This is a genomic window from uncultured Marivirga sp., assembly GCF_963974845.1.
GTDB lineage: Bacteria > Bacteroidota > Bacteroidia > Cytophagales > Cyclobacteriaceae > Marivirga > Marivirga harenae.
In genome coordinates, this window is sequence record NZ_CAXBEQ010000001.1 from 717,828 (window position 1) to 743,829 (window position 26,002).

General features: G+C 35.1%; 33 protein-coding genes. 24 read left to right on the plus strand and 9 right to left on the minus strand.

The genetic code is table 11. The features are described 5' to 3' along the window. The first annotated feature begins 42 nt into the window (after positions 1-42). Together AAC601_RS03175 and AAC601_RS03180 are read left to right on the plus strand one after the other, a co-directional pair. Positions 43-732: a hypothetical protein gene (locus AAC601_RS03175; RefSeq protein WP_340152457.1), complete on the plus strand. Its 690-nt coding sequence runs from the start codon at positions 43-45 to the stop codon at positions 730-732. A gap of 160 nt (positions 733-892) precedes the next feature. Next, positions 893-2,227: a M24 family metallopeptidase gene (locus AAC601_RS03180; RefSeq protein ID WP_340152458.1), complete on the plus strand. Its 1,335-nt coding sequence runs from the start codon at positions 893-895 to the stop codon at positions 2,225-2,227. 390 nt (positions 2,228-2,617) lie between these two features. Here AAC601_RS03180 and AAC601_RS03185 read toward each other — a convergent pair whose 3' ends face one another. After that, complete coding sequence (locus tag AAC601_RS03185) at positions 2,618-3,931, minus strand: DEAD/DEAH box helicase (protein ID WP_340152459.1); 1,314 nt, start codon at positions 3,929-3,931, stop codon at positions 2,618-2,620. Positions 3,932-4,047: 116 nt separating this feature from the next. Here AAC601_RS03185 and AAC601_RS03190 point away from each other — a divergent pair, with 116 nt between their 5' ends. The 4 genes from AAC601_RS03190 (at position 4,048) to AAC601_RS03205 (ending at position 6,500) form a co-directional block, all read left to right on the plus strand. Next, entirely contained in the window at positions 4,048-5,190 is a 1,143-nt protein-coding gene (locus tag AAC601_RS03190; RefSeq protein ID WP_340152460.1) for a DEAD/DEAH box helicase, read from the plus strand. A gap of 61 nt (positions 5,191-5,251) precedes the next feature. Further along, positions 5,252-5,485: a DUF2007 domain-containing protein gene (locus tag AAC601_RS03195; protein WP_340152461.1), complete on the plus strand. Its 234-nt coding sequence runs from the start codon at positions 5,252-5,254 to the stop codon at positions 5,483-5,485. 38 nt (positions 5,486-5,523) lie between these two features. After that, positions 5,524-6,291 (plus strand): hypothetical protein, encoded by a 768-nt coding sequence (locus tag AAC601_RS03200; protein ID WP_340152462.1) that lies wholly within the window; start codon positions 5,524-5,526, stop codon positions 6,289-6,291. Between the two features lie 53 nt (positions 6,292-6,344). Continuing rightward, positions 6,345-6,500 (plus strand): hypothetical protein, encoded by a 156-nt coding sequence (locus tag AAC601_RS03205; RefSeq protein WP_340152463.1) that lies wholly within the window; start codon positions 6,345-6,347, stop codon positions 6,498-6,500. Between the two features lie 56 nt (positions 6,501-6,556). Here AAC601_RS03205 and AAC601_RS03210 read toward each other — a convergent pair whose 3' ends face one another. Next, complete coding sequence (locus AAC601_RS03210; protein ID WP_340152464.1) at positions 6,557-7,309, minus strand: SDR family NAD(P)-dependent oxidoreductase; 753 nt, start codon at positions 7,307-7,309, stop codon at positions 6,557-6,559. Between the two features lie 212 nt (positions 7,310-7,521). Beyond that, on the minus strand, positions 7,522-8,367 hold the full coding sequence (gene prmC / locus AAC601_RS03215) for a peptide chain release factor N(5)-glutamine methyltransferase (RefSeq protein ID WP_340152465.1): 846 nt from the start codon (positions 8,365-8,367) through the stop codon (positions 7,522-7,524). Positions 8,368-8,418: 51 nt separating this feature from the next. Here prmC and ribD point away from each other — a divergent pair, with 51 nt between their 5' ends. The 4 genes from ribD to AAC601_RS03235 are packed head-to-tail and all read left to right on the plus strand — an operon-like array spanning position 8,419 to position 11,544. Next, positions 8,419-9,465, plus strand: coding sequence for a bifunctional diaminohydroxyphosphoribosylaminopyrimidine deaminase/5-amino-6-(5-phosphoribosylamino)uracil reductase RibD (ribD, locus tag AAC601_RS03220; RefSeq protein ID WP_340152466.1), 1,047 nt, complete (start codon positions 8,419-8,421; stop codon positions 9,463-9,465). 38 nt (positions 9,466-9,503) lie between these two features. Beyond that, the gene (locus tag AAC601_RS03225) at positions 9,504-9,986 is read left to right on the plus strand and encodes a GAF domain-containing protein (RefSeq protein ID WP_340152467.1); all 483 of its coding nucleotides are present in this window, start codon (positions 9,504-9,506) and stop codon (positions 9,984-9,986) included. 9 nt (positions 9,987-9,995) lie between these two features. Next, entirely contained in the window at positions 9,996-10,913 is a 918-nt protein-coding gene (gene hemF / locus AAC601_RS03230; protein ID WP_340152468.1) for an oxygen-dependent coproporphyrinogen oxidase, read from the plus strand. A 55-nt stretch (positions 10,914-10,968) separates the two neighbouring features. After that, a complete protein-coding gene (locus AAC601_RS03235) occupies positions 10,969-11,544 on the plus strand; it encodes a phosphatase PAP2 family protein (RefSeq protein WP_303268170.1) in 576 nt (191 codons plus the stop codon). On the opposite strand, the gene AAC601_RS03240 is transcribed toward AAC601_RS03235, so the two are convergent. The 3 genes from AAC601_RS03240 to AAC601_RS03250 form a co-directional block, all read right to left on the minus strand. Further along, positions 11,518-12,216, minus strand: coding sequence for a LytTR family DNA-binding domain-containing protein (locus tag AAC601_RS03240; protein ID WP_303268171.1), 699 nt, complete (start codon positions 12,214-12,216; stop codon positions 11,518-11,520). The two genes, AAC601_RS03235 and AAC601_RS03240, sit on opposite strands and share 27 nt — an antisense overlap. Positions 12,217-12,227: 11 nt before the next feature. Beyond that, complete coding sequence (locus tag AAC601_RS03245) at positions 12,228-12,815, minus strand: riboflavin synthase (protein ID WP_303268172.1); 588 nt, start codon at positions 12,813-12,815, stop codon at positions 12,228-12,230. A 77-nt stretch (positions 12,816-12,892) separates the two neighbouring features. Then, positions 12,893-13,798 carry a DUF58 domain-containing protein gene (locus AAC601_RS03250; RefSeq protein ID WP_303268173.1) on the minus strand — a complete coding sequence of 302 codons (906 nt, stop codon included), beginning with the start codon at positions 13,796-13,798 and terminating at the stop codon, positions 12,893-12,895. 135 nt (positions 13,799-13,933) lie between these two features. On the opposite strand from AAC601_RS03250, the gene AAC601_RS03255 reads away from it, so the two are divergent. From AAC601_RS03255 to AAC601_RS03270, 4 genes are all read left to right on the plus strand, one after another. After that, positions 13,934-14,239: a DUF3276 family protein gene (locus tag AAC601_RS03255; protein ID WP_303268174.1), complete on the plus strand. Its 306-nt coding sequence runs from the start codon at positions 13,934-13,936 to the stop codon at positions 14,237-14,239. A gap of 166 nt (positions 14,240-14,405) precedes the next feature. Continuing rightward, a complete protein-coding gene (locus tag AAC601_RS03260; protein WP_303268175.1) occupies positions 14,406-15,446 on the plus strand; it encodes a quinone-dependent dihydroorotate dehydrogenase in 1,041 nt (346 codons plus the stop codon). Between the two features lie 64 nt (positions 15,447-15,510). Further along, the gene (locus tag AAC601_RS03265; protein WP_303268176.1) at positions 15,511-16,407 is read left to right on the plus strand and encodes a bile acid:sodium symporter family protein; all 897 of its coding nucleotides are present in this window, start codon (positions 15,511-15,513) and stop codon (positions 16,405-16,407) included. A 17-nt stretch (positions 16,408-16,424) separates the two neighbouring features. After that, positions 16,425-17,909: a M28 family peptidase gene (locus AAC601_RS03270; RefSeq protein ID WP_303268177.1), complete on the plus strand. Its 1,485-nt coding sequence runs from the start codon at positions 16,425-16,427 to the stop codon at positions 17,907-17,909. A gap of 37 nt (positions 17,910-17,946) precedes the next feature. On the opposite strand, the gene AAC601_RS03275 is transcribed toward AAC601_RS03270, so the two are convergent. Together AAC601_RS03275 and AAC601_RS03280 are read right to left on the minus strand one after the other, a co-directional pair. Then, complete coding sequence (locus AAC601_RS03275) at positions 17,947-18,303, minus strand: hypothetical protein (RefSeq protein WP_303268178.1); 357 nt, start codon at positions 18,301-18,303, stop codon at positions 17,947-17,949. A 19-nt stretch (positions 18,304-18,322) separates the two neighbouring features. Next, positions 18,323-18,604 carry a hypothetical protein gene (locus tag AAC601_RS03280; RefSeq protein ID WP_303268179.1) on the minus strand — a complete coding sequence of 94 codons (282 nt, stop codon included), beginning with the start codon at positions 18,602-18,604 and terminating at the stop codon, positions 18,323-18,325. Between the two features lie 195 nt (positions 18,605-18,799). On the opposite strand from AAC601_RS03280, the gene AAC601_RS03285 reads away from it, so the two are divergent. The 4 genes from AAC601_RS03285 to AAC601_RS03300 are packed head-to-tail and all read left to right on the plus strand — an operon-like array spanning position 18,800 to position 19,848. Next, positions 18,800-19,108: a rhodanese-like domain-containing protein gene (locus tag AAC601_RS03285; RefSeq protein ID WP_303268180.1), complete on the plus strand. Its 309-nt coding sequence runs from the start codon at positions 18,800-18,802 to the stop codon at positions 19,106-19,108. Between the two features lie 6 nt (positions 19,109-19,114). Then, positions 19,115-19,315 carry a heavy metal-associated domain-containing protein gene (locus AAC601_RS03290; RefSeq protein WP_303268181.1) on the plus strand — a complete coding sequence of 67 codons (201 nt, stop codon included), beginning with the start codon at positions 19,115-19,117 and terminating at the stop codon, positions 19,313-19,315. Between the two features lies 1 nt (position 19,316). Continuing rightward, the gene (gene trxA / locus AAC601_RS03295) at positions 19,317-19,628 is read left to right on the plus strand and encodes a thioredoxin (protein ID WP_303272103.1); all 312 of its coding nucleotides are present in this window, start codon (positions 19,317-19,319) and stop codon (positions 19,626-19,628) included. After that, on the plus strand, positions 19,618-19,848 hold the full coding sequence (locus tag AAC601_RS03300; protein WP_303268182.1) for a hypothetical protein: 231 nt from the start codon (positions 19,618-19,620) through the stop codon (positions 19,846-19,848). Before trxA ends, AAC601_RS03300 begins: the two co-directional genes overlap by 11 nt. A gap of 113 nt (positions 19,849-19,961) precedes the next feature. On the opposite strand, the gene AAC601_RS03305 is transcribed toward AAC601_RS03300, so the two are convergent. Beyond that, the gene (locus AAC601_RS03305) at positions 19,962-20,264 is read right to left on the minus strand and encodes a DUF4286 family protein (RefSeq protein WP_303268183.1); all 303 of its coding nucleotides are present in this window, start codon (positions 20,262-20,264) and stop codon (positions 19,962-19,964) included. Between the two features lie 161 nt (positions 20,265-20,425). Here AAC601_RS03305 and AAC601_RS03310 point away from each other — a divergent pair, with 161 nt between their 5' ends. The 6 genes from AAC601_RS03310 (at position 20,426) to AAC601_RS03335 (ending at position 25,910) form a co-directional block, all read left to right on the plus strand. After that, complete coding sequence (locus AAC601_RS03310; RefSeq protein WP_303268184.1) at positions 20,426-21,361, plus strand: MerR family transcriptional regulator; 936 nt, start codon at positions 20,426-20,428, stop codon at positions 21,359-21,361. Positions 21,362-21,706: 345 nt separating this feature from the next. After that, positions 21,707-22,210, plus strand: a complete 504-nt coding sequence (locus AAC601_RS03315; RefSeq protein WP_303268185.1) for an RNA polymerase sigma factor — start codon at positions 21,707-21,709, stop codon at positions 22,208-22,210. 12 nt (positions 22,211-22,222) lie between these two features. Next, positions 22,223-23,704 carry a phytoene desaturase family protein gene (crtI, locus tag AAC601_RS03320; protein WP_340152469.1) on the plus strand — a complete coding sequence of 494 codons (1,482 nt, stop codon included), beginning with the start codon at positions 22,223-22,225 and terminating at the stop codon, positions 23,702-23,704. A gap of 4 nt (positions 23,705-23,708) precedes the next feature. Continuing rightward, positions 23,709-24,551, plus strand: a complete 843-nt coding sequence (locus AAC601_RS03325; protein WP_340152470.1) for a phytoene/squalene synthase family protein — start codon at positions 23,709-23,711, stop codon at positions 24,549-24,551. 10 nt (positions 24,552-24,561) lie between these two features. Continuing rightward, positions 24,562-25,407: a 4-hydroxy-3-methylbut-2-enyl diphosphate reductase gene (locus tag AAC601_RS03330; RefSeq protein ID WP_303268188.1), complete on the plus strand. Its 846-nt coding sequence runs from the start codon at positions 24,562-24,564 to the stop codon at positions 25,405-25,407. A gap of 23 nt (positions 25,408-25,430) precedes the next feature. Beyond that, on the plus strand, positions 25,431-25,910 hold the full coding sequence (locus AAC601_RS03335) for a sterol desaturase family protein (RefSeq protein ID WP_303268189.1): 480 nt from the start codon (positions 25,431-25,433) through the stop codon (positions 25,908-25,910). The last annotated feature ends 92 nt before the right edge of the window (positions 25,911-26,002 follow it).

The window sequence follows — 26,002 nt, forward strand, 5'->3', positions numbered from 1 at the left end:
CAAGATAAAATTGTAATTTGCTAAAAACTTATTTGCCAGACTATGAAGACTTTTATCAAATTACTCGCTTTCATTTTTATTTTGTCAAGCCCTCTTAAATCTTGGGCTCAATCGGACTGTAATCCTTATCTATTATTGGATGAAGGGCGGAAGTGGACAACCTCCAATTATAATGCAAAAGATAAATATCAAGGTAAACAAAGTTATGAAGTACTCTCTGTTAGCGAAGATGGAGGAACGCTTACAGCAAGTGTCATGCTCACTTCTTATGATAGAAAAGATAAATTGGTCTTGGAGAAAGAGGTAGAATTTACTTGCAAGGACGGAGTAGTTGAGATGGATATGTCAAAATATGTTCCAGAAGAAACTATGGAAAGCTTCAAAAATATGGATGTTGAAATGGAGTTTGACGCCATTACTATTCCTGAAAACTTGGAAGTTGGGCAGTACTTGGAAGATGGAGGAGTTACAATGACTATAGCAGGACCTATGCAAATGAAAATGGAGATTAAAATTCAAGATAGAAAAGTAATGTCTAAAGAGGAGATTGAAGTGCCGGCTGGAACCTATGATACTTACAAAATCAATTCGATTGTTAAATTTGATGCTATGATTACCCGTGAGACTAAAAATATAGAGTGGATAGCTAAAAATGTGGGGGTGGTAAGGTCTGAGCAGTACGATAAGAACGGGAAACTAAATAGCTACTCTGTTTTGACAGAAATTAATTGATTTTGGTATCGGAATATAGGAACGGTTAGGTTTCCACCTTTTAAAATATCAGGTTTATTTAGTTTTTTCTATATTGACAATTAAAATCTTGACAGGTCTAAGAATAGCTGTCACTAATTGTATTTACTTACTTTATTCTTCTAGATAATTCTATACCATTATGAAAATCAAATTTTTCTGCATATTATTATTGTCAATTCTCATTAACTACCTCAGCTTTGCTCAATACCCTGAAATTCTTAGCTTAGAAGAGCAGGCCAGAGTGGAGGATGAGATTTTAAAAGAACGTTTTGAGGCATTATTACCTGAAATAATGGAGCGAACAGACATCGACATGTGGGTCATTATTTCAAGCGAATATAATGAGGATCCTGTCATCAAAACGATGTTGCCGTCAACTTGGATGGCCGCTAGAAGAACCACCATGTTGGTGATTTATCAGCCGGAAAAAGGAGCCGAATTGCAAACTCATGCAGTTGCCCGTTACGATGTGGGCGAGATATTTAAAAGGGCTTGGAATCCTGATACGCAACCTGACCAATGGAAAAGACTTGCAGAGCTCATTAAAGAAAAAAATCCAGAAAAAATAGGGGTAAATATGTCCAATGATTTTTCTCATGCTGATGGATTGGTGAAGTCGGAATATGATTTACTAATGAATGCATTATCAAAACCGCAACAGAAAAAGGTGATTTCAGCAGAGAAATTAGCTGTTGGTTGGTTAGAAACGAGAACAGAGAGAGAAAGAGTAATTTATGAGCACTTATGCAATATTGCCCATAAAATCATAGCGAAAGGATTTTCGTTGGAAGCCATCACTCCCGGAGTGAGCACAACAGATGATTTAGTATGGTGGTATAGACAAGAGATTAATAGGCTTGGATTGAAAACTTGGTTTCATCCTACAGTAGATGTACAAAGAGCTGACCCGGAAAATTTTGATCATTTGAGAAGCTTTAGCAAAAGACCTGACCAGCAAATTATTCAGCCTGGAGATTTACTACATGTGGATTTTGGTATTACCTATCTGAGATTGAATACGGATACCCAACAACATGCTTATGTTTTGAAACCTGGAGAGCAGAGAATCCCCAATTATCTGGTTAAAGCATTTGAAGAAGGTAAAAAAGTGCAAGATCATTTAACCAATCAATTCAAAACAGGCAGAACAGGAAATGAAATGCTTTTGTCTGCACTGGAAGAAGCAAAGGAAGCTGGATTGAAACCCACTATTTATACGCACCCCATTGGCTATCATGGTCATGCAGCAGGTCCTACTATTGGTATGTGGGACTCACAAGGAGGAGTTTCTGGAAGCGGTGATTATCCTTTATATCCCAATACTACTTATTCTATTGAACTCAATGCGGCAGTTTTTATTCAAGAGTGGAATAAAGAAATCCGAATTATGCTGGAAGAAGAAGCCTTTTTCGATGGCGAAAAAATCTATTATATCGATGGAAGGCAAGAGGAAATTTATGCTATTCCGCGATGATATTCATTCCCAAAACCCTAGCTCAAGCGTTTCGCTTGGGCTAACTTCATAAATGTATTTTAACATATTCATTAAAATCTATCAGAATCCATGCATTTGAATTTTGAATTTTTATATGGACTACTTGCTATAATTTTTATTCTCGTGGGAATTGTAATACAAAAGTATCTCAAGAAAACCGGCTTAGATGATATGAAGAGAATCTTAGGAACTACTGTCTACTGGATTAAACTACAATCCTATTTTTTAATTTTGATGGGGAGTATAGCATTGATATCTTTTTTTGTTGCATTATTTCTTTCTTTGTAGCAAAATAGCCCTCTAGCTGATGGGCTTTTGAGTTCCCTCCAACTAGCTCAAGCGACTCGCTTGAGCTTTTTTACCCTTTTCCTAGACTAACCTGATCCTCACCTTTTTCTTTTTCAATCTGCTGTTGTCTAAAGCTTTCACTACATTTTTAGCTTTATCAGCATTCACAGCTACAAAAGCACAATCCAATTTTAATTCTATTACGCCTATATCTACTTTTTGAAGTTTACCTTCCTTCATAAACAGGCCTGCAATATCTCCTTTCGAAATTTTATCTTTTCTGCCTCCTGAAATGAATAAGGTTTGAAACTTTACTTCAACATCTACTTCTTGTTCAATTTCTTGAATAGTAGTATATTCGGTATCGATAAAATTAGGAAGTTTTTCTTCTGCTCCTTCCAAAACATAGGCTACTCCTGATTGATGCATTCGAGCAGTTCTACCATTCCTATGGGTAAATTCCTCTTCTTTAATAGGTAAATGATAGTGAATAATAAACTTGATTTCAGGAATATCCAATCCTCTAGCCGCCAAATCGGTAGCTAACAATAGCTTATAACTTCCATTTCGGAATTTAATTAAAGCTCTTTCACGATCTTTCTGTTCCAATCCTCCATAAAAACTACCATGAGGAATATTTAGCTTAGCTAAATATTCACTTACTCTTTCAATGCTATCTTTAAAGTTGCAAAATACAATTCCGGGTTGCTCACCTAATTGCTGTACTAAAAGTCCTAAGGTTTCAAGTTTATCTTTATCTGGTGATTTTATAACTTTTATAGACAGTTTATTACTCTTTTCATCAAGATAATTGAGATAAAATGGATCACGCAAACCTAAAAACTCGGGTATTCTTTTGGGTTCAGTAGCAGAGGTCAAAATCTTTTTTCTCAGCTGTGGAAGTTCCCAAATAATGGCTTTCATTTCTCCTTCGAAACCAATTTCCAATGATTTATCAAATTCGTCTAGTACTAAAGTCTGTATACTTTTTACTGCAAAACTTTCTCTCTTAATGTGATCAGCAATCCTACCGGGGGTTCCGATTAGAATGGCAGGTGGATGCTGTAAATCTATTTTATCTTTCGAACCGGCTCGGCCGCCATAGATGGCATTGGCTTTATATCCACTACCCAATTCTCTCAAGACCTGCTCAATTTGTAAAGCTAATTCTCGAGATGGTACTATAATAAGTACCTGAATTTCTCTGCATTCTGGGTCTAATGATTCTATAATCGGAAGTAAAAATGCTAGAGTTTTACCACTTCCGGTTGGAGACAGCAAGATTGTATCCTCAGAGGTTTTAAGCACTTGTTGTGCTTCTTTTTGCATAGGATTTAATCCTTTTATACCCAGTTTTGCCAGCATTTCGGCCTGTGATTTAACTTTTTGAACCATGCTGCAAAGCTAAGGAAATTAAGTTTGAATTAGATAGTATTATTAAACCTCAATGTAGAAGTGAATCATGATTAAAATTGAATAACTTTACATTTCATTTTTTACTACCCCTGTTTATGTCTTTTGCATCCTTTGATTTGCCTATTTCTCTTTCTAATTCTTTAGTAAAACAGAACATTAAAACCCCATTTCCTATTCAGAAGGAAGTTATTCCATTAGCATTAAAGGGGCAAGATGTTTTAGGTATTGCTAAAACAGGATCTGGAAAAACCCTAGCCTATATTTTACCCATTCTTACCAAGCTTAACCTTTTTCCGGAAGGGAGAAATCGTCAGCCTCAAGTTTTAATCTTGGTGCCTACTCGTGAATTGGCACAACAAGTTTTAGAGGTTTTTAAACTTTTTGTTGATGTAAATAGAAACAATAGTAAAACTTTGGCTGTATTTGGTGGCACTTCTATCAATCCGCAAATGCAGGCGATGGGAGAGGTTAAAATATTAATTGCTACGCCAGGTAGGTTACTGGATTTGGTGTCTTCTAATGCTCTAAAATTAAGCGCTTTAGAACTTTTGGTGGTGGACGAAGCAGATAAACTATTGAGCACTAATTTTAAAGTTGAGCTTGATAAGATTTTGAAACTCATTCCCGGTACAGCTCAAAAATTATTATTTTCAGCTACTTTAAGCCCTGATATTCAGAAACTTAATCAACTATATCTCAATAAACCTGCTATTGTACATCTACAGCACAGGGAAGAAAAAATTCAGTTGATTGACCAGTCAGCCTATGCAGTTGACGACTATCAAAAAGGACCATTTCTTCGGTATTTAGTAAAGTCGAAAGATCTGAAACAGGTAATGGTGTTCACTTCTTCTATAAATACAGCAGACAAAGTTGCCGATAAATTGAGAAAAAACGGAGTTGTTGCTGTGGCAGTTCATAGCAAGAAAAGTCAGCGTGCACGTAATCAATCTTTGCAAGATTTTAAGGGAGGAAAAATCAATGTATTGGTAACTACTGACCTTTTATCTAGGGGTATCGATATTGAATTTTTACCTTTTGTAATCAACTATGAATTACCTCGATCACCTAAGGATTTTCTTCACAGAGTAGGAAGAACTGGTAGGGCAGAGCATTCAGGAATAGCTATTTCACTTATTTCACCTGAAGAACAGTCTCACTTTGAGGTAATACAAAAGAAAATGAAGAACAAAATTGAGTTAAAAGACATATCCGATATTGATTTGCACGGTTATTAACCTAATATAGGGATCTAAAGGTTTAAATATGATTATTCAATATATTCCCTATCTTTAATTTATGAAAAACCAACAAAGTGATATAGTAAGGATTCATAGTGATACGGAAATCAACATTAATTTACTTCAAGATGAATTGAACAAAATAGGGATTCACTCAATGGTTAAAAATGATTTTCAATCAGCTACGTTGGCTGGTTTTGGATCGTCTTCAAATGCGGTGGATTTGTATGTTAACGCCAATGATTTTGATAAGGCCTCAGAAGTGATACAAGATTTAAACAAAGGTAGTTAAGTTGCGTTCAATAAAGTTTCTTATTTAATTTCAATTGGTTGGATAAAAGTATAGTAAATAATCAGCATTTTAAAGATATCTTGCTCAGCTTGATATTTGGATTGCTTTCCACCCTTCTGAGCTTAGTTAAATTTAATATCCCTGGTTTTACTGCCGCAATCAGCAGTTTGAATGAAATCCCATTGTTAATTAGTGTATTTTATATCACTAATCCTATCTATCTAATTATCACTGTTGTAATTTCCGCTTTAACAACCCCTGAGCAAGGTTCTATCTACTCCACCATCTTAATGCATTCGGGTGGGTTGGCTTTTTTTGGTGTTTTTTATCACTTGGTCATTAAGCAATATTCTGATTATGTATTAAAGAGTATTTTTTTCTGTTCAATAGGAATCATCATCTATTACGCTGTTTTTTTAATACCTATTTTTATTGTTACGAATCAAGCATTAGGATTGAACAATACCCCTTTTACAACTTTTTATGATGAATTGAGACGATCTCTCTACTTTGAGTTCATAACATCTTTACTTGTAGTGACTTTATTTTTGGTTCAATTCAATTATGGTAAAAAACTAAAAAAATACTCTACAAGCTTGGAAGAATTAGTAAGTGAAAGGACAGAGGAATTACGAAGTACTGTAGACGAACTAAATCATGCGAATGAAGAGCTTACATCTATGAACGATGGCTTGGATTTAATGGTCAAAATCGAACTACTGAGTTGGAGGAAAGAAACTATCAACTCACGGAATATGCATTTATCAATTCACATTTACTTCGTGCGCCACTTGCCAGAATCTTAGGTCTGACGGATTTGATAAGGATGGAATCTACCGATCCTAAGACTCAAGATTTGATGGATAAATTATTTAATTCCTGCGAAGAGTTAGACGAAATCATTAGATTAATGAGCACGCAGCTATCTGATGGCAGTATTTTGAGCTCCGAGCAAAAAGAAGATTTGAAGAATAAGATTAATGAGATAATAGCTCAACGCGATAATTTTAATTAGAGAAGGAGGCTAGATTTCGATTAGGAATTTTATTCATTCCTTATCTTATCATCAATTCAGGATTTATTTACCATAGTCGAAGCAGCTTGAGCTGTAGGGAAAATCAAAACATCAGCCAAATTTACATGTGCAGGTCGAGTAGCCATAAATAATATCAAATCTGCTATGTCTTCAGCCTTTAGGGCGTCAAAGCCTTCATAAACTGATTTTGAGCGATCTTCATCTCCTTTAAATCTTACAAGTGAGAACTCGGTTTCAACTAAACCCGGAGCTACTTGAGAAACTTTGATTCCATATTTATTTAAATCCATTCTCATGGAACTGTTCAAAGCATCTACCGCATGTTTAGAGGCACAATACACATTTCCATTGGGGTAAGTCTCTTTTCCAGCAACAGATCCAATATTAATAATATGCCCTGATTTTTGTGTGATCATTTTATTGATAATAGGTTGAGATACATATAAAAGACCTTTAACGTTAATATCAATCATCGCTTCCCAATCTTCCATACTTCCATTTTCAATTGATGCCAAACCATGTGCGTTTCCAGCATTGTTAATCAGTAAGTCTATATTTTGCCACTCTGACGGTAGGCTTTCAATCGCATCCACTACAGCTTTTTGGTCGCGAACGTCAAAATTCAGCGTATGGATTTCAGTATGTTTTTCTAGATCTTTTTTTAATTCATCTAGTCTCTCTTGCCGTCTGCCAGTTGCAATAATTCTATATCCGTTTTCACCTAAAAGTACGGCAGTAGAATGACCAATACCTGAAGTTGCGCCTGTTATAAATGCTGTTTTTTTCATAATAAATTATGTGTTATATAAATTCTCTCACAGAAAACACAGAAGCTCACAGAAAGAGTTTTAAGACTTAAATATAGGAAATGGATATGAGATGCAATAATCTGTCAATAATTAATTATTCTTACCCAGCTTTCATTATTAACTAGCTTTGTTATATTTATGGGAAGCTAAAATCCATTTTCTTTCTGTGCATTTTCTGTCTCCTGTGAGCTTCATCTTCTCCCCAAAACAAAGCGATCCTTCTCCTGCATATCCTTTTTAATTACTATCTCTTTAAAGCCGCAATCTCCCATTATTGCTTTTACCTCTTTACCAAATTGCTCATTAATCTCGAAATACAATTCACCCCCTAATATTAAATTATTATATGCCAATTGAGCAATTCTCTCATAAAAAATCAATGCATCATGGTCAGGTACAAAAAGCGCTGTAGTAGGATCATGGTCGTAGACTTTAGCCTCCATTTCTGCCTTTTCCTTCTCCATTACGTAAGGCGGATTGCTTACCCAAATATTGGCTTTTGGTAAATTGGGCTCTTCTGTTAAAATATCAGCTTGAATGAAACTTACTTGAGCGTGGTTTAGGTCTGCATTTCTTTTAGCAGTTGCCAATGCGGCTGAGCTAATGTCTATTCCGTACACTTCACAATGTTTCCTTTCTTTTGCTATTGTAATAGGAATAATACCACTTCCAGTACCAACATCTACTATAAGTTGTTCGCTTAAATCAAAATGTCTTTCCAAAATCAGATGGACTAACTCTTCTGTTTCCCTTCTGGGAATCAGGACATTAGGATTCACCAAAAATTGTCTTCCATAAAACTCAACCTTTCCCAAAATATGTTGAATAGGTTGCCCACTTTTCAGCTGGTCAAGCATAGACTTTAATTTCTCATCTGTTTCACTACTAATCTCAATTTTTTTTTCCACCAATACATCCATTCTTGAGATATGAAACAGTTGTTCGAGGATTAAAAAGGTTATGGCCTCTGCTTCTCCCTGTGCTTCAAATTCAGCAATTGGAGTTTTTATATTTTCAAATAATTGTTTGCTAGTCATTTCAGAATGCTTTCCTCAAAGTTCATGATTTTTTATTTAGTTTTGCCAACGATGAGCAAACAAGATGAACATTTTATGCAACGAGCCTTGCAATTGGCTTCTTACGGTAAATCAACTGTAAGCCCCAATCCGATGGTGGGTTGTGTAATTGTGTTGAAGGGTAGAGTAATTGGAGAAGGTTGGCATCAAAAAGCAGGAGAACCTCATGCAGAAGTTTTAGCCATTCGATCTGTAAAAGATCAGGAATTGTTGAAATCAGCCACTGCTTATGTTACGCTGGAACCTTGTGCTCATTATGGCAAAACACCACCTTGTGCGGAATTATTAGTAGAGAAACAGCTGAAAAAAGTAGTGATTGGCGCTGTTGATCCTAATCCCTTGGTAGCAGGTAAAGGAATTGAAATTCTTGAAAAAGCAGGAATTCAGATCGAAGCAGGTGTTTTGGAGCAAGAGTGTCTGGAGATAAATAAAGCATTCTTCACTTTCATGCAGAAAGAAAGACCTTTTATAGTTTTGAAGTGGGCTGAAACTGCAGATGGATTTGTAGCAAGAGAGAATTTTGACTCCAAATGGATCAGTAATGCGCTATCTCGTCAAATGGTTCATAAATGGCGTACAGAACTTGATGCTATTTTGGTAGGGAAAAATACGGTCAAATTTGATGATCCTCAATTGACAGCTAGAGATTGGTCAGGTAAAAATCCCGTTCGATTAGTTATTGATCATCAATTAGCTTTAAGGGATAAGCTGAAAATTTTTGATAAAAACCAAAAAACAATTCTTTTTCATACTAAATCTGAAAAGAGGAATTTGAATGGAGTTGATGCAATTCAGTTGGGACAAGAAAATTTTTTAAATGAAATGATGGGATATCTCTTTCAGCAACAGTTTCAATCAGTTTTAGTAGAAGGAGGAGCACAAACTTTGCAGGCTTTCATTGACGCAGATCTTTGGGATGAAGCAAGAGTTTTTAAAGCTCCAGTTAATTTTCAAAAAGGAATTCAATCCCCTCAACTAAAAAAGCATAGACTCGTTTTTCAGAAAAATATCATTGATGAAAAACAAACTGATGCTTTAAGTATTTATCAAAAAAAATAGTCTTTAATCTTAAATCTAGAATCCATAAATCTCATTATATGTCAGAATCATTACTAATAGATGTGAACGCCTCCAAAGAAGAAAAATACAAGGCATTAATTCCACAAATAAATGCTTTAGTGGATGGCGAAGAAGATGTGGTGGCAAATTTGGCTAATATAACTGCTGCCCTTAAAGAAGCTTTCGGTTACTTTTGGATTGGGTTTTACATTGTAAAAAATGGAGAATTAGTGTTGGGGCCATTCCAAGGGCCTATAGCTTGTACTCGCATTCAAAAAGGAAAGGGGGTTTGCGGATCGGTTTGGGCAGAAGGTAAAACTTTGGTGATTCCAGATGTGGAAGCTTTCCCTGGACATATTGCCTGCAGTTCAGCTTCTAAGTCTGAAATAGTAGTCCCTGCATTTAAAGATCAAGAGGTAGCTATGGTTTTAGACATTGACAGTGATGAGCTTAATACTTTTGATGAAATCGATCAGAAATATTTGGAAGAATTAATGAATTCTGTTTCTAAATTTTTATAAGCCGTTGTAATGAATACTGACAAAGCATCCATAGGACATTTTTTTCAGGAGCTCCAAGCTAATATTTGCGATCAAATTTCAGCCACTGATGGAAAAGGAAAGTTTGAAGTAGATGAGTGGAGACATGCGAAAGGCGGTGGTGGAAAGTCTAGATTATTGCAAAATGGAAATATACTCGAAAAAGCAGGAGTGAATTTCTCAGCGGTTGAAGGCCCAGCACCTGAAGGTTTATTGAAAACCCTAGAAATTGATGCTGACAATACTGATGATTTGAATTTCTTTGCCACGGGAGTTTCCATTGTAATGCATCCATTTAGCCCCATGGTACCTATCATTCATATGAATGTGCGCTATTTCGAATTGAGCAATGGTACTTATTGGTTCGGAGGAGGAATTGACCTTACGCCCCATATTATTGATCAATCTCAAGCGCAATATTTCCATCAGGAAATTAAGAAAGTCTGTGACAAACATGATGTTGATTATTATCCGAAATTCAAGAAATGGGCAGATGACTATTTTTATTTACCGCATCGAAATGAGACCCGTGGGGTAGGAGGCATTTTCTTTGATCGCCTAGTGGAAAATGAAAAACATAGTAAGGAAGATGTTTTTGCCTTTGTTCAAGATGTAGGCAATCTGTTTGCTCCTGTTTACAGTCATTTGATGGAAATCAATAAAGAAAAAAGCTTTTCTGAACAACATAAGAAATGGCAGTACTTAAGAAGAGGAAGATATGTGGAGTTTAATTTAGTTTGGGACAGAGGAACTAAATTCGGTCTGCAAACCAACGGAAGAACAGAATCCATTCTCATGAGCATGCCGCCCCAAGCCAATTGGGCATATGATTACCAAGCAGAAAAGGATTTTGAGATAGAAACTATGGCTTTATTAAAGAAAGAGGTAGATTGGGTCAATATTCAATAGATTCTTTTTAGGTCATTTCTAAGTTTAGCATTAATTTTCCTCAAATTTTTACAGAATGATAGAATCATTGATAGAACTCGATCAACAATTATTCCTTTGGCTTAATGGGCTTCATGCTGATTGGTTAGATCCTATCATGCTTTTTATTACCAAGCGAAACCCATGGATTCCTTTGTATGCCCTTATTTTGTTTCTTGTTATCAGAAAATTGAAATGGCAAAGTTGGTCTATGATATTGGCTTTTGCATTACTAATAACCTTAGCAGATCAGGCAGCATCCGGTTTTTTTAAACCTTTCTTTGAGAGATTGCGGCCTTGTCATGATCCCGCCATTCAAGGACTTGTTCATATGGTTAAAGGTTGTGGAGGACAATATGGATTTGCTTCCAGTCATGCCTCTAATACTTTTGCTTTGGCTTTTTTCCTGTGGTTTATCTATAGAAATAGTTATGCAAAAATTATGATAGCTTGGGCTGTGGTGGTTTCATATTCCCGAATTTATGTGGGAGTTCACTATCCGGGAGACATCATTATGGGAGCGATTTTAGGGGTGTTGGCGGCAATAGTCACCTTCCAACTATACAAAAGAATTTTCCCTAATCACTTAGAGAAAATTCATGGTATTGTATAAAGCCTCTTTGTAGGAAGCGCCAATCGGGATCGCCTTGACTTTAATATGAACAGTCAAATCTTCTATATGATCTATTTTTTCTATGTTGACTATAAAAGATCTATGTACTCGCACAAATCGATGAACGGGTAATTTTTTCTCAACTCCTTTCATGGTGTGATGTACAATATATTTCTTAGCCTCAGTATTAATTACAACATAATCAGCTAAAGCCTCAACAAAGAGTATGTCCTGTAGTCTTAAATGGACAATTTTCCCATCACTTTTGATGAAAATATGCTCTATTATATTCTTTTTCTTACGGAAGGCTTCAATGTTTCTTTGCGCCTTGTTGATGGCTTGAACAAATCTTTCATACTCAAATGGTTTAACAAGATAGTCAGTTACTTTTTGCTCGAAGGCATCAACCGCGTAGCTATCATTTGCAGTCACAAGAATGACCTCGTAACCATTATTTAATCGTTGAGTTAACTCAATGCCAGTCATTTCAGGCATTTGCACGTCAAGAAATATAATATCTACCTCATGTTCTTCTAATAAATCAAGAGCACTATTAGCATTCTCAGCCTCGGTAACTAATTTTAGGCCATTAGTTTCCTTGATTTGTTTGGCAATATATTGTCTGAAAATGGGATCGTCATCCACTATCATGCAATTCAATTCTGAAGCCATATTGTAATTGGTTAGTTGGTTTTATTTATTAGTTTATGTACATATTTCCCAATTATATCGAATTCTAAGTTCACTTCATCGTTTTTTTTCATTTTTTTGAAGTTTGTGTGTTCAAAAGTATAGGGAATTATGGCAATACTAAATTTTTCATCTGTCACATCAAAACAAGTTAGACTGACACCATTTATGCAAATGGACCCTTTTTCTACCAATACATTTTCAGAAGAATCATAAGAAAAGGTAAATATCCAACTCCCATCTTCATCATTAATACTGAGACATTTTCCCTTTCCATCGACATGCCCTTGAACGATATGGCCATCCAATCTGCCGTTCATGATCATGCAGCGTTCCAAGTTCACAAAATCTCCTTTTTGAAGATTTCCAATTGAAGATTTTTTAAGCGTCTCATCTACTGCAACCACTGTGTGTGCATCTGGATGCAATTCCGTTACTGTTAAGCAAACACCATTGTGGGAAATACTTTGATCTATTTTTAATTCACTAGAGATATCGCTTTTGACCGTCAGAATTAAATTGCTATTCTCTTTATCTGCTGATACTATTTCTCCTAATGATTCAATAATTCCTGTAAACATATTTTAATATTAAGTAAAAGTAAATGATTTGAAAAACACCGTTTGCTTCAATTGGTTTAGATAAATCAATAAAAAGACTAATTCATTTTATTCCTTTTAATTAAGAACTCAGCCAAAACTTTTTGAATATTGTCATTGATGTCCACTCTGGTTAAGTCAACTTTATACTGATGGCACTTCAATGCAATCTGTTTATAGTAGTCCTCCACTTTTTCGTGATAGGTTTCCTTGATTTGCGAAGGATTTAGCTTCAGCTTTTGGCCAGTTTCTAAATCTTCTATAACATAAGGGCGATCTTCCAAATCAAAATCCAATTCAGTAGAAGGTTCATTTACCTGAAAAAACAGAACTTCGTGTTTGCGATGTTTGATATGTTGAATGGATTTAAAAAACTCTTCTAGTTGCTCCGACTTTGTCATGAGGTCACTAAAAATGATTACCAAAGACCTTTTATGGATTTTTTCAGCTACGATATGCAGACTTTGACTGATTTCTGTGCTTTTGTGCTGTTGGGTCTGTTGTAATATGTTCTGCAAATGAACAAATAGGTTTTGCAGATGTGCCCTCGTTGATTTTGCTTCAGTAAATACATCTATTTTATCTGAAAAGCTGATCAAGCCCACTGCATCTCTTTGTCTCTGTAATAAGTACGCCAAGGTTGAAGCGGCCAAAATGCTAAATCTGATCTTCCCGTTATTTTGAGTCGGGTAATACATAGAAGAACTATTGTCCAATAAAATATAGGCTCTAAGATTGGTTTCCTCATCATACCTTTTGGTGTAAAGCCGATCAGTTTTAGCATAAACCTTCCAGTCAATATGACGAGTGCTTTCCCCAGTATTGTATAATCTATGTTCAGCAAACTCAACCGAGAATCCATGGAAAGGAGATTTGTGCATCCCAGTAATAAATCCTTCAACCAATTGCTTGGCCAATAAATCCAATGATGGAATTTCAGGAAGGTTTTCTAATGATATGTCCATAAATATTATATACTTATTTATTTAAAGTTATGTTTTGGCAATTTAATAAGGGCAATTTGCAAAAGTGTAAGGCATTGTACTATATTTAAGCCAAATAATTAAAAACAACATTTAGATAGATTAGTGAAAGAGTTTATGGAAAGAGAACAGGAAGAATTATTTTCGAAGAGAGTAAGGGCTGGAAAAAGAACTTATTTCTTTGATGTAAGAACAACAAAAGCCAACGATTATTATTTGACCATTACCGAAAGCAAAAGGAAACCCAAAGATGATGGATTTACTTTTGAGAAGCACAAAATATTCTTGTACAAGGAAGATTTTAATAAATTCGTTAATGCTTTAGGCGAAACAGTAGACCATATCAAAACCGATTTAATGCCTGAATTCGACTTCACTCAGTTTGACAGAGATGAAGATGATGAAGAAATGAGCTGGGATTGATGTCAATTAAGAAGTTTATATAATTTTAAAGCTCCTTCAATTACAGGGGCTTTAATTCATTTTTTTTGGATTGAATTATTTTTTTTAATCAAAAACAAGGATTTATAAAATCTAAGTCAGAACTTTGTAATTCAATAAAGAATTTGAATTTTCTGACCTTGAATTAATGTATAAATCCATAATCCGACCTCTATTATTTCAACTATCTGCTGAAAAAGCCCATCATCTTACCTTTTCGTTAACAAAACTCCTTTTCAATTTTCCTGGAGTAAAGTCTTTAAATAGAAGTTTATTTCAAGTAAAATCACCAAAGCTTGAGCAAGAATTATTTGGTTTAAAATTTCCCAATCCTGTGGGGCTAGCAGCAGGTTTCGATAAGGATGCTAAGTTAATTGATGAATTGGCTTCCTTGGGATTTGGCTTTATTGAAATAGGAACCATAACTCCTAAAGCTCAATCCGGTAATCCGAAACCGCGCTTGTTTCGCCTGACGGAAGATCATGGTATAATTAACAGAATGGGTTTTAATAACCAGGGGATTGAACAAGCTATCGAAAGATTGAAGAAACGCAAAAGCGATATCATCATTGGTGGAAATATTGGTAAAAATAAAGTTACTGCTAATGAGGAAGCATTTAATGATTATGAAAAGTGCTTTCTTCAACTTTATCCTTATGTAGATTACTTTGTGGTGAATGTAAGTTCTCCCAATACTCCCGGATTAAGAGAGCTACAGGAGAAAGAGCCATTGATGCAATTGTTAAATCATTTGATGGAATTAAATCAGAAGCAAACAAAAGCTAAGCCTATTTTATTAAAGATTGCTCCTGACTTAACGGATCAACAGTTGGACGATATAATTGAAATTGTTAGGGAAACAAAAATTGCTGGAGTAATAGCCACGAATACTACTATCAGTAGAGATGGGTTGAAATCTCCCGCAAATAAAGTAAATGAAATTGGAAATGGTGGATTGAGTGGGAAACCTCTCGGAAAAAGGGCAACTGAAGTTATTAGATATCTTAGTAGAAAATCAAGTCAAGCTTTCCCTATTATTGGTGTTGGAGGTATCATGTCGGCCGAAGATGCACTCGAAAAATTAGATGCTGGAGCCAGTTTAGTACAACTTTATACAGGCTTTATTTATGAAGGGCCACGTTTAGTAAAGAATATCAATCAAGCACTTCTTAAGCGATCAGACGCTTGATTTTTACATAGCTGATTGCAGATGAGAAATAAATTCAGCATTTTACAGTCAAAAACTGACTATTATGGAACAAAGCGCTGTAACTGCAATATTTTTACCTTTGGCCTTGGGGATTATTATGCTTGGAATGGGCATGACCCTAACACCCAGCGATTTTAAAAAAATAGCGCTTTATCCAAAAGCGGCAGTGATTGGCTTAGTTTGCCAATTAATACTTCTACCCTTAATAGGTTTCGGATTGGCCGCTTTAATGTTTACAATACCCGAGCTAGCAGTTGGATTAATACTAATTTCACTTTGTCCGGGAGGAGCTACCTCAAATCTCATTTCTCATTTAGCTAAGGCGGATTTAGCATTATCCATAAGTTTAACGGCCATCAGCAGTATCATTACTAATTTCAGTATTCCGATTCTGTTAAACATTGCATTAGCGTATTATATGACAGAAGAGAAGGCAATATCACTTCCATTTTTCAAAACCTTTATTCAAATATTTTTAGTGACCATTTTCCCTGTCATAATTGGAATGGTCATCAAGAAAAAACGTCCTCGTTTTGCAGTTAAGTCTGAAAAGGCGATGAATATAATTTCAACTTTTTTCTTTGTTCTTATTTTATTGGCGGCAATATTGAAAGAGAGGGAGAGTATTATTCCCTACTTTGAGCAGGCTGGTGTTGCAGCAATCATATTGAATATAACGGCATTGTTAATGGGCTTTGTTTTAGGTAAATTATTTGGCTTAAACAAGAGACAAAGAAGCTCCATCGCCATTGAAACAGGGATTCAAAACGGAACTTTGGCAATTGCGTTGGCTTTAAGCCCAGCGATTTTAAATAATACACAAATGGCGGTGCCAGCCGCCATTTACAGCTTATTGATGTTTGTGACCGCTGCTGTAGTTATAATGATTTCTAAAAAACAAAACTCACAAGAGGCTTTAAAAGAATTATCTTTATCATAAATATAAACTTATCAAACATGACTAAAAAAATCTGGATTATTGGAGCTTTATTGGTAAGCTCTTTTTATGTGCTTGCCCAAGAAGAGGCTGATTTAGTGAAAAATACTATTAAAAAAAGTACTATTAAAGGACATATATATTTTCTGGCTTCAGATGAATTAGCAGGAAGAGAAACAGGAACTCCCGGAATAGATGTTGCAGCACGCTATATTTCTACTACTTTTCAAAGATACGGGGTCTCACCGGTTAAAGGAGCAACAGAAGGCTATTTTCAGGAAGTGCCTTTGGTGCAAAAAATTGCTCCAGATGCTTACGCACTTCAAATCGGAAGTGAGTCAGTTTTAGAAGAAGATTTAATAAGGGTAGAAGGTTCAGATGTAAATATAAATTCTGATTATGTTTTTTTGAATTACGGAACAGAAGAAGACTTTGAAAAGGATAATCTTGAAGGGAAAATTGCAGTAGTTTTGGCTGGCCAAGAGGATAATCAACATTATAGATTTGTCTACCAGGCCAGTGGCAAAAAATCAGGATTGGCCAAGGAAGCAGGAGCAATCGGAATAGTGGAATTACATACTGAAAACCCAGATAACTGGAAGACTTTTCAAAGTTTCATGGGTAGAGGATCATCGCTCGGGTTTGCATCTCAAGAAACAGAAGAAAGTTTTTTTAAGCTGTGGGTAAATGATACCAATAAAAAATGGTTAGAAAAGCTTGATAAAAGAAAAAAGCCGGAATTGAGCATTACCATTGGGAAATCAATGCAATTGCCAGTTCCTTCTAAAAACGTGGTAGGGATGGTTGAAGGAACTGATCCTGAGCTTAAAGATGAATTCATAATTTACTCAGCTCATTATGATCACTTGGGTATTGGGAAATCTAATGCTGAAGGAGATTCTATTTACAATGGTGCCCGCGATAATGCTGTAGGAGTCGTTACTGTGATGAGTGCTGCTGAAAGCATTGCCAAGAATCCGACTAAGCGTTCTGCTTTGTTTATTTTATTTACTGCAGAGGAAAAGGGCTTGTTGGGTAGCAGATACTATGTGGAAAATCCTTTAATTCCATTAGATCAAATGGTTTATTGCTTCAATAGTGATAATGGAGGCTATAATGATACCAGTTTAACCACGATAATTGGATTGGGAAGAACTACAGCTGGAAAACATATTAAAAAGGCTTCAGAGGCCTTTGGTTTGAAAGCTATTGATGATCCTGCTGGAGAGCAAGGGCTGTTTGACAGAAGTGACAATGTTAATTTTGCCAGAAAAGGTATTCCTGCCCCAACCTTTAGTTTGGGTTTTACTGCTTTTGATGCAGAAATCGGTAAATATTACCATCAGCAATCTGACAATCCTGAAAGCATAGACTATGATTATATGGAGCAGTTTTTCAGAGCTTTTGTTCTATCGGCTCGACTGATTGCAAATGATGAGGAAACTCCTTTCTGGACTGAGGGCGATAAATATTATGAAGCAGGTAAGTCGCTTTATGGTAAATAATAAATGCAATAACTTCCTGAATGAAAATTTCAGGAAGTTATTCTATTTCAAATTCAAATACCCATCTATAATAATCTTTCAAATTGTTGTCCCCAATACTGCCTCTTTCTATAATCTCCACAGTTTGAGACCCCTTGAAACCTTCTTTAGCCCTGAATCTAAATAGCAATTCTTTTTCTATTAATTTTATCTCACTGATTTGATATTTTTTAGCTTGTTTTCTAATACTACGCCCACCTTCTGCAGGAAAAGTACTACCAAAGCTATATTCATATAATTCAGTTCCCTCAAGTGTGACTTTAATAACTTCAGTTTCAATATCGCTGTCTATACTTTCTTCTTTACAACTAATAAAAAATAAGGAAAGGGAGACAATCAATAATTTAAGTTTCATCTTATTATTTTTAAATAATCTATTTCACTCTGATTTCAAATACCCATTTTTGGTAATCCGTGAAATTTCCGTCTCCAGGACTACCAAACAATACAATTTCTACTGTTTCAGTTCCTTTAAATCCTTCTTTAGCTTGATAGTGGTATGTTGCCCAATTGATTTCACTTTTCTGAAAATTTTGTGCTTGTTTCCGTATGTCATAACCACCTTCAACCGGTCGAGTATCGCCAAATTTATACTCATATAATTCTGTTCCATCTAATGTTACTTTGATAACGTCAGTATCTAAATCGCTTTTCATTTCTTCTTTACAACTAAGGAAAGATAACAAAATCATCGAAAATATTATGCAGTTTTTCATATAAATAGGACACATTTCCGCATCAAAAGGTTGCTTACTACCCTTATGACAATAATTGTAACTACCGTTACAAACAAAGCCTAACCAAAAACCGTATCTTTGTACAAATAATGTTCAATTTTTTAAATAATAATTATGAACCACAAAAATATTAGTGCAGAAGAATTTGATAAGCTTTCAAAAGAGACAAACACGGAAATAATTGATGTTCGTTCTCCAGAAGAAGAAGCGGAAGGATTTATAGAAGGTGCTAAGGTGATTAATATCATGGGCCCGTCATTTGCAGAGGACATCAAGGCATTGGATAGAGATAAAACGTATTTAGTGTATTGCAGAAGTGGAAACAGAAGCAGTACTGCTTGTGGTTTTATGGCTAGTAATGGCTTCGATAAATTATTCAATTTGGATGGCGGAATCCAGGCTTGGAACCAGTATAAAAAGTGAAGTGAGATGGAATCATTATTAGTTAAAAACGTAAAATGTGGAGGGTGTGCAGATGCTATCAAAAATGGCTTAGGCGAATTAGAAGGAGTTGAAGTAAAAAGTATAGATATTTCAACAGGTAAGCTCGAGTATAGTAGCAATGGTAACACTCCAATATCTACGGTCAAAGAAAAATTGGATATTTTAGGATATCCAGTAAATGAATAACATGGGAAGTTTTGGAGATTTAATTAAGAGTGAAACACCTGTCTTGGTCGATTTTTATGCCGACTGGTGTGGTCCATGTAAAATGATGGCTCCTTATTTAAAAGAGGTGGCTCAGAAAATGAAGGGAAAAGTCAAAGTGATCAAAGTGGACGTGGATAAAAATCAACAGGCTTCTCAAAAGTATAAAGTTCAAAGTATTCCCACTTTGATTTTGTTTCAAAATGGTCAAATCAAGTGGAGACAGGCGGGAGTCGTTGATCCTAATACAATCATATCACAAATTGATCAATTAAGTAATCGAAATGAAAAATAATAAATTAGTATTGCCTATTTTGGCAGTTTTGACTTTAGGATTAGCTCCATATTTCCCAGAACCTCATTTCTTTGGTAAACTTCGCTGGATTTTAGGTGGAGGAGAAGGCATGCAAGCGGGCGATTATTTCGATTTGCTAATGCATGGGGCTCCGTGGCTGTTTTTAGTATATCGTTTGGTAGAAATGTTTATAAAGTCTATAAACAAACAAAATTCATAGTACAAACCTGTCAGGTTTAAATATCTTAGAATGTGACATTCTCCATAGTTTCATAATTTGGACAATCGAAAACCTGACAGGTTTTATTAGATTTCGATATATTGAAAATTGTACTAAACAGTTTCCAAGAAAGTCCTAAAGGAAACACACTTGTTTTGAAATTTTTTGTAATGCTCATCTCTCAATCTTGGAGCATCTTCTGTCATATATTTCTCAAGCTTTTCAAGTTCATCAGTGAAATACTGCACGGCATAAGTTTCACCCTCATTCTCGGTTTCGTTTAATAAGCGAAGTATTTTATGTTCGTGAAAAAATCCAGTAGCTAAAATGTCTGGAATATGGACTTCTTTCATCCATGAAAGCCAGCTTGATTCTACCTCTTTCTCTACATTTATTGTAACATTATAAATAATCATGGCGTTTGTCAGATTTTTTTTACAAATTTGACACATTGTTATTGAATCTTAAAACATTTTCAATGACATGTGGTTATTTTTTTTACTTATCAATCCGCAATATTAATAAAAATACAAATATACTTTAATTTAAACAGGTAAGTAGAAAGGAGAGAAGCAACGTGAGCAGTTATTCAATTAAAGATTTAGAACACTTATCAGGCATTAAAGCCCATACGCTAAGAATATGGGAGCAGCGCTATAATTTCATAGAGCCGAAAAGAACCGATACCAACATTCGTTACTACAGTGATGATGATTTAAAATTGGTTCTAAACATTAGCACACTCAAAGAGAACGGGTACAAAATATCCAAAATTGCTAAAATGAATGAAGAGGAGCTCAGTCAGGAGGTCCTCAAGATTGCAGAAACCAATCTGAGATTTCCAGATCAAATTAACTCACTTACTCTGAGTATGATTGATATGGATGAAGATAGGTTTGAAAGTATCTTAAACAATAATATTTTGAAGTATGGTTTCGAAAGGACTATGCTGAATATCATCTATCCTTTTTTGGCTAAAATAGGAATGCTTTGGCAAACGGGTAGTATTCTACCAGCCCAGGAGCATTTCATTTCTAACCTAATTCGTCAAAAAATGACAGTGGCTATTGATGGACAATATGTTACAGAACGAGAGTCAAAAGGGAAATGGTTATTATATTTGCCTGAGGGTGAATTACATGAACTTTCGTTAATGTTTGCCGCTTTCTTATTAAGAGCTAGAAAGTTTAAAGTGATCTATTTAGGGCAGAATTTACCTAAAGCAGATTTATACTCTGTTAAGGAAATACACGAACCAGATTATGTTCTGACAATTTGTACGGCAGCACCGAAAAAATCGGAAGTGCAGGAATATATAGATGAAGTTGCAGATTTGTTTAGTAGTGCCACCATGTTTGTAGGGGGATTTCAAGTAATAGGACAAGATATTAAGAGAAAGAAGAATGTTGAGTTTATTATGAAAATGGAGGATCTAATTGATTTTATCAACGAGAAAGATATCGAGCTTAGTCCGAAAAGACCTGAAGGACAGAAGAATATGAGGTACGAATAAAATTCTTATTGACTTATCATTTACAAGCTACCCTATGGGGTGGCTTTTTTTATGCTCAATATTTAATACCTGTGCGTGATATTATTTTCTTAAACACTCATTTGAATCACTGTTTTATTTATTATTGATTTATTTTAGATATTTGTTCAACATAAGTTAAACTTTTATAATTTATGTCGATACATTTAAAATATGCCTTTAAGGGTATTTGGAGCGTATTTGAATCTATTTTTGATATAACCGGTATCAAAATGTTTAATGTAGAAGAAAAAAAATTAAACAAAAGATTTGGTTATTGTTTAATTAAAGTATAGATTTGTTAAACAACATTAAACACTGACAATCATGACAGCATTAGAATTTGGTTACGCGATTAACAACATGACAAAATCCATGAAACCGTTCGCTTTAAGGTTGACGAAAGACATGGAGCAGGCAAATGATTTAATTCAGGAAACTGTATTAAAAGCATTTTCAAACAGAGAAAAGTTTTCTGAAGGGACTAACTTGAAAGCATGGTTGTTTACTATAATGAAAAATACATTCATTACTAATTACCAGAGAATGGTGAGAAGAAAGACTTTCATTGATACTACCGAAAATTTGCACTTCATTAATTCCACTGAAAATATTGCTCAAAATTCGGCCTATGGCTCATTTGCCATGGCAGACATCGTAAGCCAAATTTCAAAATTAGATGATGTTTATAAAGATCCATTCATGATGCATTTTAGAGGTTTTAAATATCATGAAATAGCAGAGAAATTAGAAATTCCGATAGGAACTGTGAAAAATAGAATCCATATTGCCAGAAAAGAGTTAAAAGATGCATTAAAGATTTATGCATAATTTGAAAAGTTAATGGCAAATAAAAAGATAGTAGTAATTGGTTCTGGTTTTGCAGGTTTATCTACTGCAACTTACCTTGCCAATGAGGGCTGTGATGTAACAGTCTTAGAAAAAAATAAGGATTTAGGAGGGAGAGCCCGTCAGTTCAAAGCTGAGGGCTTTACTTTTGATATGGGTCCAAGCTGGTATTGGATGCCCGATGTATTTGAAAAATATTTTGAGACTTTTGGAAAGAAAGTATCAGATTATTACGATCTCCAAAGACTAGACCCATCTTATCATGTAGTTTTCGGAAAAGATGATATTTTAAAAGTGCCTGCCAATATGCAGGAATTCAAAAATATGCTGGAAACACTCGAGGAGGGAAGTGGTGCACAACTCGATAGATTCCTGAAACAAGCTGCCTATAAGTATGAAAAAGGAATAAATGACTTGGTCTATAAACCGGGACGCTCCTTGACCGAATTTATGAGTCTGAAGTTACTTCTTGATATGCTGAGAATGGATATTTTTTCTTCCATATATAGCCATGTGAGAAAATTCTTCAAAAACGATAGGATTATCCGTTTAATGGAATTCCCAATTTTGTTTTTGGGTGCTCTTCCTGAAAATACCCCAGCATTATACAGTTTAATGAATTATGCTGACATCAGTCTTGGAACTTGGTATCCAAAGGGCGGAATGCATAAGATTGTGGAAGGAATGGTGAAGTTGGCTGAAGAAAAGGGAGTTACTTTCATTACTGATCAAGAGGTTATATCTGTAGATTGTGAAGGAAAGTTGGCCAAAAGAGTTGTAACCAAAAATGCCACTTATGAGGCAGATGTTGTCGTTTCTTCTGCTGACTATGAACATACTGATCAATCCATACTTCCAGAGAATTTCAGGAATTACGATACTAAGTATTGGGAAAATAGAACCATGGCTCCTTCGTCTTTGATATTCTATTTGGGAGTTGATAAGAAAGTTGCAGGATTAGTCCATCATAATTTATTCTTCGATCATGATTTTGGTCCTCACGCAAAGGAAATTTATGAAACACCAAGGTGGCCTGAAGCTCCATTATTTTATGTTAGTGCACCTTCCAAAACGGACCATACCGTTGCACCTGAAGGCAAGGAAAATTTATTTATTTTAATGCCTGTGGCTCCCGGTCTTGAAGATAATGAGGAAATTAGAGACAAGTATTATGAGCTTATTATGGATAGAATGGAGAAAATATTAGGAGAAGACATTAAGAAATATGTAACTTATAAGCGTAGTTATGCTCATAATGATTTTATCGATGATTATCATTCATTTAAAGGGAATGCATATGGCTTAGCGAATACTTTAAAGCAAACGGCAATCTTGAAGCCTGCTTTAAAAAATAAAAAGCTGAAAAACTTTTATTATGCAGGTCAGTTAACTGTGCCTGGTCCAGGAGTTCCACCGTCTTTGATTTCTGGTCAAGTTGTAGGAAAAGAGGTGATGAAAGATTTAAATAAGATGTAAAGGCATGAATGCTAAAGAACTATTTAATCAAACTACTTTTGAATGTAGTAAGCTGATTACTAACCGTTACAGCACATCCTTTAGTTTAGGTATTAAAAGCCTTGATAAAAAATTTCATTATCCCATTTTTGCTATCTATGGTTTTGTGAGATATGCAGATGAAATTGTAGATACATTCCATGAAAAAGACAAAGCTGCTCTATTACAAGATTTTAAGAAGCAAACTTATGAAGCGATTGAGCAGCAAATCAGCTTAAACCCTGTTTTACATTGCTTTCAAATGGTAGTGAATGAGTATCAAATTGACCATTTACTTATTGAGGCTTTTTTGCATAGCATGGAGATGGATTTGCAAGATATTGATTATCAGCAATCTTCATATGAGGAATATATTTACGGCTCTGCTGAAGTGGTCGGTTTGATGTGTTTAAAAATCTTCTGCGATGGAAATGAAGAGGAATATCAACAGTTATTACCACCGGCCAAAAGTTTAGGGTCTGCTTTCCAAAAGGTAAATTTCTTGAGAGATATTAAGTCTGATTATTATGAAAGAGGGAGGGTGTACTTTCCTGGAGTAGATTTCAACGACTTTTCGGTTTCCCATAAGGAAAAAATTGAAGATGATATTCAAAAAGATTTCGACCACGCTTATGAGGGTATCGTAAAACTTCCTAGAGGCGCAAGATGGGGCGTGTATTTAGCGTATACTTATTATTTGAAGTTATTTGATAAAATTAAGCGTTTTCCACCTAACAAAATATTGGAAGAAAGAGTTAGAGTTCCTGATTCCAAAAAACTATTTCTGTTGTTAGGTAGTTATCTTAAACATCAGTTCAATACGCTTTAAACAATAGCTCATGATGAACCTAAACGTTAAAATCGATAATAGCTCAGGATTCTGTTTTGGTGTAGTTTATGCCATCGAAATGGCTGAAGATATGCTCGATGAGCAGGGTTACCTATATTGCTTGGGCGATATCGTGCATAATGATGAAGAAGTAAAAAGACTGGAAGCTAAGGGTCTTAAAATTATAGATCGTGAAGCTTTAAAAGATTTACACGGTGAAAAGGTGTTGATTAGAGCTCATGGTGAACCTCCATCGACTTATAAATTAGCTATTGAAAATAACCTGACTTTGGTGGATGCTTCATGTCCGGTTGTTTTGAAATTGCAAAATAGGATAAAAAACTCATTTGATAAAAAGGAGCAAATTTATATTTACGGAAAGCATGGCCATGCGGAGGTAGAAGGTCTTTTGGGTCAAACAAACCAAGAGGCTGTTGTTTTTCAAGATATAAATGAATTAGATATTGACAGCCTGCCAAGGGAAATGACTTTATACAGTCAAACCACTAAAAGCACAGACAATTTTTACAAAATTAAAGAAACTTTAACCGAAGCGGGTATCAGTGTAAATGCTAATGATACGATTTGCCGTCAGGTTTCTAATAGAGATAAAGAATTAAGATCTTTTGCTGGAGAATTTGATAAAGTTGTCTTTGTTTCGGGAACCAAATCATCCAACGGAAAGGTTTTGTATAATGTGTGTAAGGACAAAAATCCTAACACTTATTTCATCTCCAATATTACTGAATTAGATAAGGACTGGTTTTCAGAGAATGATTCAGTTGGTATTTGCGGAGCTACTTCCACTCCTATGTGGTTAATGGAACAAGTTCGAGATGAATTATCAAAATTATAATCCAAATTATTTAATTTGCATTCATGTTAGAAGTATTAACTATTTTATTTTATGCCTTCTTGGTAGTAGGAACTTTCTTCTTTATGGAAGCAGTAGCTTGGTTTACTCATAAATATATCATGCACGGATTTTTGTGGACGTGGCATAAGTCTCACCATAAAGTTCATAATCATAAATTGGAAAGAAACGATTTGTTTGCGGTCGTTTTTAGCGTCCCTTCAGCAGGGCTCATTATGGCAGGAATTGAATTTCCACAGCTAAGATGGCTCTTATTTGTAGGAATTGGAGTAGCTTGTTATGGTGTTTTTTATGTCTTATTTCATGATATTTTGGTCCACAGAAGAGTTAAACTAAAATTTAAAGCTGAAAATTCATATCTTAAAAGAATGATGCGAGCCCATTACATCCATCATGAAGTGCACACGAAGGAAGGAGCCGAAGCTTTTGGCTTTCTCTACGCCCCTAAAAAATATGAGCCTAAAGAACAGAAAAGTAAGGCTTGATCTGATCTAGAATTTTGCTCTGATCGTTCTGGTTACATATGAGTGCTAGTTAGGAAATATTGAAAATATTGCTGAACGTAATATTGGTTTTA

Bases quoted from the DNA above. Each gene is read 5' to 3' on its own strand.
- AAC601_RS03175 (WP_340152457.1), top strand. From the start codon at position 43: ATGAAGACTTTTATCAAATTACTCGCTTTCATTTTTATTTTGTCAAGC.
- AAC601_RS03180 (WP_340152458.1), top strand. From the start codon at position 893: ATGAAAATCAAATTTTTCTGCATATTATTATTGTCAATTCTCATTAAC.
- AAC601_RS03185 (WP_340152459.1), bottom strand. From the start codon at position 3,931: ATGGTTCAAAAAGTTAAATCACAGGCCGAAATGCTGGCAAAACTGGGT.
- AAC601_RS03190 (WP_340152460.1), top strand. From the start codon at position 4,048: ATGTCTTTTGCATCCTTTGATTTGCCTATTTCTCTTTCTAATTCTTTA.
- AAC601_RS03195 (WP_340152461.1), top strand. From the start codon at position 5,252: ATGAAAAACCAACAAAGTGATATAGTAAGGATTCATAGTGATACGGAA.
- AAC601_RS03205 (WP_340152463.1), top strand. From the start codon at position 6,345: ATGGATAAATTATTTAATTCCTGCGAAGAGTTAGACGAAATCATTAGA.
- AAC601_RS03210 (WP_340152464.1), bottom strand. From the start codon at position 7,309: ATGAAAAAAACAGCATTTATAACAGGCGCAACTTCAGGTATTGGTCAT.
- prmC (WP_340152465.1), bottom strand. From the start codon at position 8,367: ATGACTAGCAAACAATTATTTGAAAATATAAAAACTCCAATTGCTGAA.
- ribD (WP_340152466.1), top strand. From the start codon at position 8,419: ATGAGCAAACAAGATGAACATTTTATGCAACGAGCCTTGCAATTGGCT.
- AAC601_RS03225 (WP_340152467.1), top strand. From the start codon at position 9,504: ATGTCAGAATCATTACTAATAGATGTGAACGCCTCCAAAGAAGAAAAA.
- hemF (WP_340152468.1), top strand. From the start codon at position 9,996: ATGAATACTGACAAAGCATCCATAGGACATTTTTTTCAGGAGCTCCAA.
- AAC601_RS03235 (WP_303268170.1), top strand. From the start codon at position 10,969: ATGATAGAATCATTGATAGAACTCGATCAACAATTATTCCTTTGGCTT.
- AAC601_RS03240 (WP_303268171.1), bottom strand. From the start codon at position 12,216: ATGGCTTCAGAATTGAATTGCATGATAGTGGATGACGATCCCATTTTC.
- AAC601_RS03245 (WP_303268172.1), bottom strand. From the start codon at position 12,815: ATGTTTACAGGAATTATTGAATCATTAGGAGAAATAGTATCAGCAGAT.
- AAC601_RS03250 (WP_303268173.1), bottom strand. From the start codon at position 13,798: ATGGACATATCATTAGAAAACCTTCCTGAAATTCCATCATTGGATTTA.
- AAC601_RS03255 (WP_303268174.1), top strand. From the start codon at position 13,934: ATGGAAAGAGAACAGGAAGAATTATTTTCGAAGAGAGTAAGGGCTGGA.
- AAC601_RS03260 (WP_303268175.1), top strand. From the start codon at position 14,406: ATGTATAAATCCATAATCCGACCTCTATTATTTCAACTATCTGCTGAA.
- AAC601_RS03265 (WP_303268176.1), top strand. From the start codon at position 15,511: ATGGAACAAAGCGCTGTAACTGCAATATTTTTACCTTTGGCCTTGGGG.
- AAC601_RS03270 (WP_303268177.1), top strand. From the start codon at position 16,425: ATGACTAAAAAAATCTGGATTATTGGAGCTTTATTGGTAAGCTCTTTT.
- AAC601_RS03275 (WP_303268178.1), bottom strand. From the start codon at position 18,303: ATGAAACTTAAATTATTGATTGTCTCCCTTTCCTTATTTTTTATTAGT.
- AAC601_RS03280 (WP_303268179.1), bottom strand. From the start codon at position 18,604: ATGAAAAGCGATTTAGATACTGACGTTATCAAAGTAACATTAGATGGA.
- AAC601_RS03285 (WP_303268180.1), top strand. From the start codon at position 18,800: ATGAACCACAAAAATATTAGTGCAGAAGAATTTGATAAGCTTTCAAAA.
- AAC601_RS03290 (WP_303268181.1), top strand. From the start codon at position 19,115: ATGGAATCATTATTAGTTAAAAACGTAAAATGTGGAGGGTGTGCAGAT.
- trxA (WP_303272103.1), top strand. From the start codon at position 19,317: ATGGGAAGTTTTGGAGATTTAATTAAGAGTGAAACACCTGTCTTGGTC.
- AAC601_RS03300 (WP_303268182.1), top strand. From the start codon at position 19,618: ATGAAAAATAATAAATTAGTATTGCCTATTTTGGCAGTTTTGACTTTA.
- AAC601_RS03305 (WP_303268183.1), bottom strand. From the start codon at position 20,264: ATGATTATTTATAATGTTACAATAAATGTAGAGAAAGAGGTAGAATCA.
- AAC601_RS03315 (WP_303268185.1), top strand. From the start codon at position 21,707: ATGACAGCATTAGAATTTGGTTACGCGATTAACAACATGACAAAATCC.
- crtI (WP_340152469.1), top strand. From the start codon at position 22,223: ATGGCAAATAAAAAGATAGTAGTAATTGGTTCTGGTTTTGCAGGTTTA.
- AAC601_RS03325 (WP_340152470.1), top strand. From the start codon at position 23,709: ATGAATGCTAAAGAACTATTTAATCAAACTACTTTTGAATGTAGTAAG.
- AAC601_RS03330 (WP_303268188.1), top strand. From the start codon at position 24,562: ATGATGAACCTAAACGTTAAAATCGATAATAGCTCAGGATTCTGTTTT.
- AAC601_RS03335 (WP_303268189.1), top strand. From the start codon at position 25,431: ATGTTAGAAGTATTAACTATTTTATTTTATGCCTTCTTGGTAGTAGGA.